Annotated in this window: 7 protein-coding genes; 1 reads left to right on the top strand and 6 read right to left on the bottom strand. The window is 56.7% G+C overall.

Annotated features, from left to right (window positions below; translation table 11 throughout):
• Positions 1-130: 130 nt before the first annotated feature.
• The 3 genes from DEM27_RS32160 to DEM27_RS32175 form a co-directional block, all read right to left on the bottom strand.
• Positions 131-412, bottom strand: coding sequence for a hypothetical protein (locus tag DEM27_RS32160; RefSeq protein ID WP_205909009.1), 282 nt, complete (start codon positions 410-412; stop codon positions 131-133).
• A gap of 553 nt (positions 413-965) precedes the next feature.
• Positions 966-1,739: an exodeoxyribonuclease III gene (gene xth / locus DEM27_RS32170; protein WP_109462311.1), complete on the bottom strand. Its 774-nt coding sequence runs from the start codon at positions 1,737-1,739 to the stop codon at positions 966-968.
• Positions 1,740-1,760: 21 nt separating this feature from the next.
• Entirely contained in the window at positions 1,761-1,925 is a 165-nt protein-coding gene (locus DEM27_RS32175; RefSeq protein ID WP_109462312.1) for a hypothetical protein, read from the bottom strand.
• Between the two features lie 43 nt (positions 1,926-1,968).
• Between DEM27_RS32175 and DEM27_RS32180 the strand changes: the two genes are divergently transcribed.
• Positions 1,969-2,991, top strand: coding sequence for a helix-turn-helix transcriptional regulator (locus DEM27_RS32180; protein ID WP_128755618.1), 1,023 nt, complete (start codon positions 1,969-1,971; stop codon positions 2,989-2,991).
• 926 nt (positions 2,992-3,917) lie between these two features.
• Here DEM27_RS32180 and DEM27_RS32185 read toward each other — a convergent pair.
• From DEM27_RS32185 to DEM27_RS32200, 3 genes are all read right to left on the bottom strand, one after another.
• Entirely contained in the window at positions 3,918-4,172 is a 255-nt protein-coding gene (locus tag DEM27_RS32185; protein WP_109462314.1) for a hypothetical protein, read from the bottom strand.
• A gap of 133 nt (positions 4,173-4,305) precedes the next feature.
• A complete protein-coding gene (locus DEM27_RS32190; RefSeq protein ID WP_165823717.1) occupies positions 4,306-4,788 on the bottom strand; it encodes a response regulator in 483 nt (160 codons plus the stop codon).
• A 525-nt stretch (positions 4,789-5,313) separates the two neighbouring features.
• Positions 5,314-6,867 (bottom strand): ISL3 family transposase, encoded by a 1,554-nt coding sequence (locus tag DEM27_RS32200; protein WP_109462317.1) that lies wholly within the window; start codon positions 6,865-6,867, stop codon positions 5,314-5,316.
• Between the last annotated feature and the right edge of the window lie 211 nt (positions 6,868-7,078).

Here is a 7,078-nt window from a genome sequence, read left to right on the forward strand (position 1 = left end):
GCCGGAGGATTTGGTAGCTCAGGAGACTGCCAATCGCAATTGCCGAAAACTTTGGTTGACGCATTTGCTGCCGCAATCCGCCATTCGTCGGTGACGGTGGGAAGCTGCGAGGCTTCTGATTGGAGGAGTCTTAACTAGTTCCATCCCTATCAGACCGCTGGGTAGAGTCTAATGGGCCTCGATGGCGATCCTTGACCGGTGTCGCCATGATGCCCGCCTCTGCGAACCGGGTGAGCTGCATCTGAGTTGCCTCGCTGGTATACATGACATGAACGGCGTCACCATCCTCCGTCAGATATTTTGCCTGGCCGAACGCGGCATCGAAATCCAGCGCCTCGTGCCCCTCAATGTCTCCCGGCTCGTCCTGCCGAAGAACATAAAATCTTGCATCCCGCATGTCGGTTGATTGCATCTGAACCTCCCTGGTTGGACATCGAAATTTGCAGCCGGTGCGATTGTTCCAGGAAAGCTTCAGGCGCGCGGTCAGCCGTCGGTCAATGTTTCGAACCAGCATGCGTAAGGCGTGTTCTTCGCCATGTGGCGATTGTAGTCAGCCGAGCCATCTGTCCACCAGACGGGTCCACGCTAACCGAGCGCCCTCTTCGCTTCATCGACCTGACGCCGTAGTGCCGCGGGGTCCTTCCCCTCACGTCTTGCCTCAGCGATCTGCCGACGCGCGGTCATGAGTTGCGAAACCCAATGCCTGCGGTCTCCTTCCGCCAAACCAGGATTTGTCGTTCGCCATAGGCGCCCCCGAACCACGAAGTACCGCCCGTCTGGCGTTACTGGAAAGCGACTTTGCCTCGCCACGAATCTGCCTTCCCTGATTGCCCTTGAAACCAGGATCTGAATGCATATCTGTGCACCCTCACCCGTTCATGATGGTGTCTTTTCCGAGCGATTGGATGTTCGACGCCGTCCGGGTTTAAAGGGCGCTCCCCGAAAGGGTTGAGCGCCCTTCGTGTTTAATCGGCGAGCTCGATCCACACCGGAGCGTGGTCGCTTGTATGCTTCCAGCCTCTCACATACTTATCGACGCCGCAGCTCAGCAGTCTCTCCCGTAACGAGGGACTGAGCAGGAAATGGTCGATACGTAGACCCGCATCGCGGGGGAAGGCGTTCCGGAAATATTTCCAGAACGTGTAGATGCGCTCACCTGGGTGTAGCTCCCTGACGGCATCAGTCCAGCCGTCAGCCAGCAACTCGGCATACACTGCTCGCACTTCCGGCCGAAACAAGGCATCATCCCGCCAGCGTTCTGGCTTGTAGACATCCAGGTCCGTCGGCATAACGTTGAAGTCGCCGATCAGAGCCACCGGTACATCGAGCTCGAACAGCTCGGCTGCGTACTGCCGAAACCGCTTCATCCAGCGCAGCTTATAATCGAATTTCGGACCAGGTGCCGGATTACCATTCGGCAGATAGAGGCAGCCAATGATCATGCCATCGATTGCGGCTTCGATATAGCGACTATGCGTATCATCCGGATCACCTGGCAAGCCGAGACGTGTTTCGGTGATCGTCTGGCCGCGTGCCAGGATCGCCACGCCGTTCCAAGACTTTTGGCCGTGCCAGATCGCGTTATAGCCGGCGGCTTCCAGGGCACGCTCCGGAAACCGGGCGTCTGGCGATTTCAGCTCCTGCAGACAGACGATGTCCGGGCTGGTCTCATCGAGCCATCGAAGAAGAACGTCGAGGCGACCGTTGATGCCGTTCACGTTGTAGGATGCAAGCTTCATAGCGACGGTCAGCTGCGGCCGTCACCCTTGTCGCCCTCCCCCGGGCTTGGCTTTGTTCTTGGCGTCGTGACGAGCGTCCGCAGACAGCGATCGAGAGACGTCGGCACTCTCCTTGAACTTGCCGTCTTCATCGCGCCGAACATAGCGCTTGTCGGTTCCGGTATCGATCAGTTCTCGTTTCGTCATTGCGTTTTCTCCTGTTGAGTTTGAATAACGCATGACCTGCCGAATGGATGCGCGGTCGAATGGATTGCACAAACTGGCGAAATACTCGTGTTCCAATCAACAGCCACTTGAAAAAGTCGGCTATCCCGACATTGCCTCAGCTATGCAACGGTTTTCTCAAAGCCCACTTCGGTTCCAGAACGTGCGACCAGCCAGACACCTCGCGCGCTCTCCTTTTTCCTTTATGCGCGATATCGACTTGATGAGTGAAGAGGAGATCCTCAACGATCCGATCTACGTCGAGTTCCTCCGGCCGCGGGGCTTAGGGTGGACGGTCGGGGATATGTTTCGGGAGCCTTCAGGCCATACGATCATATTTGATCTCCTGGGCAAAAGCGCTGACGGTCCATTTACGACCGGTCAGGTGGAACACCTGAACATGCTGCGCCCACACCTTGCCAGGGCGGCAACAATGTCAAGCCGCCTGCAATTCGAGCGGATAAATGCCGCCGTTCATGCCCTCGAATTGGTCGGGCTACCCGCATCCGTCATCACGGCGCGATGCAAGGTACTATCGAGTAATACACTGTTTGGGACATTTGCCCCCGAGATCGTTGTGGCAGCGCATGACAAATTGATGTTTGGATCGGAAGATACAAACCGCAAGTTTGCCGAGACTTTGGACCGTTCCCGGTCACAGGCTGTGAGCGTCGGATGCTCCATGCCTTTGAGGCGGGCTGAGGAGCGGCCGCCGACAGTGATTCACCTCGTTCCGGTTAAAGGGAACGCCCGCGATATCTTTACCGGCGCTGCCTACTTCGTCGTGGTGACATCCGCGGACCGCTCGTGCACCATCGATATAGAGACTATCCAGGGCCTATTCGACCTATCACCTGCCGAGGCTCGCATTGCTCGATCCCTCGCTAGCGGTAATGATGTCACAGCGACGGCGCGCCAATTCGGCTTGGGCGTTGAAACAGTACGCTCTCACGTTAAGTCGGTGCTGGGCAAATGTGGTATGAGCCGACAAACAGACCTTGTCGCAAGCATCACCAGTCTCCGGCTGCCGGGCAATCTGAACGAATAGCCAATTTGTGAATTCTGGCGACATCAACTATCACTGCGGGCCAGAACCAACGAAGTAGCGAGCGGCAAAGAGATCGAGACAAGGGGAGATGGCAGATGGAATATGAATGGGACGATGACCGTGCACGTCGCACTCACTTCTTGAAGATGGCTCTCGTGCTTGTCGTGACGAGTGCGACATGCGGCTTGCCGCTATGGTTAATTGTTAGAGCAATCGAATGAGCCCACCGCGGCCGGTTTGTTTATACATTCTAATATAACCCCAGCTTGGAACAAGCTTCGCAAGACACACAGAGGTGAACGTTCGAGAACATAGCGTGTATTTTGTGTGGTGACTTATGGCATACGATTGGGACGGGACAAAAACCCGGCGGATTACCAGGATCAAAATTGGGGGCGCTTGCCTTGTCGGGAGCGCCTTTGCAGCTCTATCCTCTTTTGTCTGGTTGCAAGACCTCATTTGAGGAACGCGATGCGCGATGACGTGGATGAGACTGCATTCGCGAAACGACCGTCATCTGAGGTCGATTTGACTACTCTTGCTGGCAACGCAGGCTTACTCCGTTGATATGGGTTGAACAGGAAGCGTCCCGCCGACGTTGCGCAACGAAAAGCGAGAGAGCGGGCCGTTATCGTGATCTTCAACGCGCGCTGGCAGGACAAACACTCGCCTTATGGCCTCGCTGCTTCGATCCTTATCGTTCAATGCTTCACTAAGCATCGATCAATCTTGAGTCTGTCAAATCCTGATCGTCGGATCGTCCAGATGCTAGCGAACCGCGTTCGCCGCAATTAGCGGAATTGAACACGGATGTACGTCAAGACGCTCATCGCACGCCGGGATTGCTCCGGGTCGATATCAAATACGCTCTCGGTGGCTTGGAAGTAAGCATCCGTTACGGGCCGCGAATGGGGCGGTTTTCCAGCTCATTCCACTTCCGAACGGACGCTTCCGTCATGCCCACCCTTGATGTCGCTTCCGGATGCATAGACGTCGTTCAGCAAGTGGAAGAAGGCGCTTTCCGTAAGGGCGATGCACGGGTCAAAATGCTCCGCGACCCAAGCCCGCACTCGGTCTATCAGCGCCCGCTCGTCCGGGGCAGTCAGGTCAAACTGTTTCGCCCAGCTTTCAACGGAAGCGCTCCCGGCAAAATGAACTTGAAGTGACGGCGAGCCGATCATCTCTGAGGCCTTTCATGGTTACACTGATCTGGGATTACCTATGGTCCCGTGCCTCGATGGCAAGATGACAGCCCGCCCAACGTGCTTGCCCTCACCACTTGGTCAACAAAAAGCTAAGGACCTGCCCGGGTCTTCAGGGCCAGGGTTGCCGGGACGTGCCAGCGCTGATGACCGCTTCCAGCTGCGTCGGGTAATAGGCTTTCGAGAGAAAAGGCCGCGAAAGAAAGATGGCATCCTGCCCCTGGGGAACGGGCTTCAGGTTCGATACCACCACCCACGGAATGCGCGCCAGGCTCAATCGCTCGGCAACGCGGCTGGTTGAGCCGTCGCGGGCAGCGACATCCAGAAAAGCCAGGTCCGGTCGGCACGTGTCCAGGATATGCTCGGCGGCCGCCACTGTGGGAGCGGAATAAACGGAATAACCGAATGCCGCCAGATCCTGTTCGAGATTGATGGCCAGGAGCAGATCGGCTTCTATCACCAACGCGATCTTCCCAGGAGCGGCTGACGGTTCCGTTGCCGCAGTGACCAATGAGGTGGTTTCGACGTCCATGGTGAGCGTGTCAGTTACAACATTTGGCGCAAAAAGATTTATGCGGCCTTGCCGATGTTTCAAGGGCTTCGCCAGGCCAATAGGGGACGTTATCACGCGTCCGACATTGTTTTGTTACAGAACCGCCCTATAAATTAGATATTGGTCTGCCATTTAACGACACGCGGTCATGAGAGCTTGCTCCCGTCGTATGAAAGGGAGCCGCAGGATTTTCAATCTCCTTTCCTACAGTGATGATGAAATCGAAGCCATTCTAGCGGCAGCGACAGCCGCCTGCAGGTGTCTTGACGTCGACTTGAACACCGAGCAGGGCCGCCACATTCTGCAGCGTGCGACTAATCTGGCAGGATCCGGCGTTGTGGATGAGGCAAAAATACTCGCAATGCTTTGTGCCCGTGGTGTTAAAGCCGCAGAGCGAAATTCTGCCTAGCAGCCCTTTTGAAATCAGCCTGACATAACCCGCGATCGCGGTCCCGCGAAATTTCGTCAGGCCCGAGGGTGAGTTCGAACGGTCGGATAGGTCGCAGTCGGACTGAGATTCGGTGTGTTTCGGCGTGGAATATTGGGTCTGACGCAATCTCGATGACATCAGGGTGCTCCCACGATACGTGCCTCAAGCAAATCGAGCTTCCCGCGACCGTACATCTGACGCTTGATGAGTTTCAGCTTGGTGATCTGGCCCTCTGTCTGGCCATTCGACCAGATTGAAGTTATTGTATTCTGAACCGCTCTTTTGTCGCGGATAACGCCGTTGGCGAATGACGCGACCAAGCTGGTCGACGCGCGGTCGATCCACGCGTCCAGATCATCTCTGGACCTGCGCCGCAGCATCTCGTGAAAGCTCTCTACGACATCTCTGGCCTCGACGAGGTACGGTAGTCGTTCCTCGATCGCAGCCACCGTCATCGTTTGAGCCTTGGTCAAATTGTTGCGTTCAAGGGTCATCAGGCGGACGATGGTGCGTGCCGCCGGCGCGTGGCCCAGACCATTCTCGGCCCTTTCGGCGCGCCTTCGCCGCGTTGCCCATTCCGTAACAACGCGGAGACCTCCGCAAAAGCCAGTTAGCCGAAGCTGCCGCCACAGTTCAGCGCCGTTTCGTGATCCAGCATCCCATTGCGCTTCGAGCCATGGCAGATGTGGTTCGAGTGACGTTTGCCGGACTCGGAAGATATCGGTCCGTTGACCACGCACAACGCTGCGAACCAGCCTTCGGCTATGCCCGGTTCTGCGCACGATTTCCTTGATGGGCAGGCCATCGCCGACGAGCACACGAATGACAGAGTTTGTCTCTTCTCGTCGCAGATATCCTTCATACTGCAAACGTTCGGCGGCAGTCAGAAGCTTAGGATTTATCGTTGCTGTACCGACTGCCATGCGGACGTGCCGCATCGACTTGCGGACGGCGTCAAGAAAGGCGTGGCTAGCGTTTTCCATGAGATGCCAGCGGTCGGCGACCTGTTCGGCGTGTGGCAACGCTTGCGCAGCGGCCTGCGCATATGCGCCGCCGCGGTCTCTTGCCACGATTTCGATTTGCGGCTGCTCGATCAGCCAAGCCTTTGCGGTCGCGGGTTCTCGGTCGGGCAATAACGCGATCGTCTTTCGCCGTTCCAGATCGCAAATGATCGTGCCATATCGATGATTGCGACGCCACGCCCAGTCGTCGATGCCGATAACGCTCGGCGGCGGTGGCGGTGGGCGATCATACCGGCGAACGGTTCGAAGCAGTGTGTCATTGCTAACCGGAAACCCGAGACGGTCTGCGAAGCGTGATGCGGGGCGACCACCCAATGCCAAAGCGAGATGGAGCACCAAGGTGTCCAGGCGTGCTGTCCTGCGGGCCATGGGTCGGACTATGTCATCGCCGAAGCGCTCGGCGAAAATCTTTCGGCGGCATTGGTTGGCACTACAGACGAAGCGTCGGACTGTCAGGTGCAGTTCGATCCTCCGGCCCCCACACGGCAGATCGCAAATCATCCGAGGATAGCGGCTATGAACACGATGAGAGGTCGTACCGCATTCGGGACACCTGCAATCTCGGGACTGACCATATGCGGTGACGACGATCACATCTGCGCTGTGGTGCACTGCCTCTACGTTCAACTCGGAAGGGATCAGATCGGAAAGCCGAAACTGGGCTCGCATGGTGCTGATTCTCCATTGGAAACCAGGCCAAAAGAATCCCAAACATCATCGAGATTGAGTCAGACCCAAGATTGGACGCCGATAAAGGGGTCAACATTCCGAACGATGACGTAATTGCTGCCGGCATGTCCCAGTCTCCTCGATGGTGGCAGATTGGTCCCAGTGACAACGGGAGGACATCACAGTGAAACAGTATGTCGGATTGGACGTC

The organism is Rhizobium album, from assembly GCF_003122325.1.
In the GTDB taxonomy this organism is placed as follows: Bacteria; Pseudomonadota; Alphaproteobacteria; order Rhizobiales; family Rhizobiaceae; genus Metarhizobium; species Metarhizobium album.

What these genes read in the sequence shown, in the direction of transcription:
- DEM27_RS32160 (WP_205909009.1), bottom strand. Translation starts at nt 412, where the DNA reads ATGCAATCAACCGACATGCGGGATGCAAGATTTTATGTTCTTCGGCAG.
- xth (WP_109462311.1), bottom strand. Translation starts at nt 1,739, where the DNA reads ATGAAGCTTGCATCCTACAACGTGAACGGCATCAACGGTCGCCTCGAC.
- DEM27_RS32175 (WP_109462312.1), bottom strand. Translation starts at nt 1,925, where the DNA reads ATGACGAAACGAGAACTGATCGATACCGGAACCGACAAGCGCTATGTT.
- DEM27_RS32180 (WP_128755618.1), top strand. Translation starts at nt 1,969, where the DNA reads ATGGATGCGCGGTCGAATGGATTGCACAAACTGGCGAAATACTCGTGT.
- DEM27_RS32185 (WP_109462314.1), bottom strand. Translation starts at nt 4,172, where the DNA reads ATGATCGGCTCGCCGTCACTTCAAGTTCATTTTGCCGGGAGCGCTTCC.
- DEM27_RS32200 (WP_109462317.1), bottom strand. Translation starts at nt 6,867, where the DNA reads ATGCGAGCCCAGTTTCGGCTTTCCGATCTGATCCCTTCCGAGTTGAAC.